Consider the following 2,212-nt stretch of genomic DNA (forward strand, 5'->3'; position numbering starts at 1 on the left):
CGACCTCTTCAACCTGCCGCCCGGTCCGGGGCTCGCCGAGGTGCTCGATGGGCAGACCACGCCGTCTGCAGTTCTTCGCGACCTTCCCGACTCCTCGCTGCGCGTCCTCACGGCAGGGGCGTCGAATGCTCATCAGCTGGAGAGGCTGACCGGCCCACGGACCCCCCAGGTTCTGCAACAACTCCAAGCGGAGTGCGACGTCTTGATCCTGGACACCCCACCGGTGCTCCAGGTGGCCGATGCGCTGTTCCTGGCGGCCCACTCGTCGGGCGTCCTGCTTGTCGCGAAGGTGGGCGTCGCCACCAAGGACCGCCTTCGCCGCGCTCGCGACGCTGTGCGGACGGTGCAGGCGCCGAAGCTCGGCTTGGCTGTGAACGGTGGCCAGGAGGGCTCGGAGCGCCTCGGCCCACGCCGGCTGCCTGCCAGCCATCGAAGCTCTGATCCCATGGCACGGACGGCACCCGTCACAGAGGACGAGAAGCCGGTGCGGGAGTCCGTCCCCGGATCGGGCTGAGCCGTGGTCGCACTGCAGATGGCGCGGCAGCAAAGTTCTCGTGCCATCGGACTGGTCGCCGCGCTCGGGCTGGCCGCGCTGGTCGGGTATTGGAACCAGGAGCACGTCCGTTACGCGTACTTGCTCGCATGTGCTCCCGTGCTCGTAATCCTCGCCCTGCGGCCGCACCTCCCCGTAGTGCTGGGCGCAGCGCTACTTCCGTTCCTCACCCTCGGCGTGAGCGCCGGAGGAGCACAGGTGACGGCATCCGACGCCCTGTTCGCACTGGCATTCCTGGGCACACTGGTATGCCTGGTGCTCGGCCCCTCCTGGCGCGACCGGGGACGCGATGCCCGGGCCCTCCTGCTGTGCGGAGCCGCGTTCGCCGTCTGGCTCGTCGTGGTCGTACTCTTCCACGCGTCCACGACTGTGACGCTGAACAGCATCCAGACGTACCAGCTGTTCTTGGTGCCCTTCGTCCTGGGCGCCGTGGCGCTGCAGCCTCGAGCGGGGCGCGCTGTGGTGGCCGTCTTCGTCCTCGGCTCGGTCGTCCTCGCTCTGATGTGGATTGCCACGGGCGGGGAAGGCTCGCAACTGACCGGGAACAAGAACCCCTCCGGTCAGATGATCGCCAACGCCATGGTGCTGGCTCTCGCGTTTGCACCTACATGGACCTGGCGCCTGATCCTGCTCGTTCCCCTAGGCGCCGGCCTTGTATTCACCCAGAGCCGCGGGGCTCTATTGGGTGCCGGCGTAGGTGTCGTCGTCGTTCTGCTCCTGCGGGGGCTGGGCAACTGGCGGCGCACCCTGGCCGCAGTTGTGCCTCTCATCATTCTTGTGGCCGTCGGTTACCGCCTGCTGCCGGACGAGGTCCTCTCGCGCACCACCGACTTCAGTTCGGGCGCGGTTGGCACCTCCATGGGAGATCTCACCGCAGCGCAGTACTCCGTGGCGTTGAGAGACACCTTCGCCGAGCAAGGTTGGCAACTCGTGGCCGCCAATCCCCTTTTTGGAGTTGGTCCAGGGAATTATGTCACCGGCACACCGGGGCAGGACTCCTACACCGTCGACCCGCACAATCTCGTCATCCGCACTGCAGCCGACGTCGGATATCCCGGCCTGATCGCCTTCGCATTGCTTGTGATCGGCACCGCAGTCGTCGCCTACCGGCGGCGGCGGGTCAACCCGTTCGTGGCGGTCGCGCTCGCAATCCAGGCCGCCGTCATCGTGCACGGTTTCGTGGACGTCTACTGGGTCCGCGGGACACCGGTGCTCCCTTGGTTACTGCTTGGCATGGCTCTCAATGGCCACTTGGATGGAACTCGTGTCTGATCTTGCCGTCGTCGTCGTCGCTTACCACGGAGCCGACAAGCTCGACGCCTGCCTTCGGGCACTGGACCGCGCCGCGCCGGTGTTGGTGGTGGACAACTCCAGTGATGCTGCCGTCGAAATGGTCGCTCATCGGCATGCCGCTGAGTACATTAACGCCGGCGACAATCTTGGCTTCGCCGGTGGCGTCAATCTTGGGCTGAGTCAGCTCGGCGCAAGCACCGACGTCCTTTTGCTCAACCCCGACGCCGTCCTGGACGCCGAAGGGCTACGTAAGCTTCACGCTGCTTTGCGGGCGCCGGATGCCGAACGGGTGGCCGCTCTATCCCCTGCGCTCGCCGATCCTGTGACCGGTGAGCGGCAGCAGGTGCGCTGGCCCTTCCCGACGCC

Annotated in this window: 3 protein-coding genes; all 3 read left to right on the plus strand. The window is 66.7% G+C overall.

The window, feature by feature from the left end:
- Window positions 1–514: hypothetical protein (locus tag VN520_RS32025; protein ID WP_414720019.1), on the plus strand; the 514-nt coding region annotated here is incomplete at its 5' end.
- A gap of 3 nt (window positions 515–517) precedes the next feature.
- The gene (locus VN520_RS32030) at window positions 518–1,825 is read left to right on the plus strand and encodes an O-antigen ligase family protein (protein ID WP_325750435.1); all 1,308 of its coding nucleotides are present in this window, start codon (window positions 518–520) and stop codon (window positions 1,823–1,825) included.
- Window positions 1,818–2,212, plus strand: a 395-nt coding sequence (locus tag VN520_RS32035) for a glycosyltransferase family 2 protein (protein ID WP_325750436.1), incomplete at its 3' end; no start/stop codon positions are given. The genes VN520_RS32030 and VN520_RS32035, both read left to right, overlap by 8 nt.

Origin of the sequence: Streptomyces sp. (assembly GCF_035563135.1) — a bacterium.
Classification (GTDB): domain Bacteria; phylum Actinomycetota; class Actinomycetes; order Streptomycetales; family Streptomycetaceae; genus Streptomyces.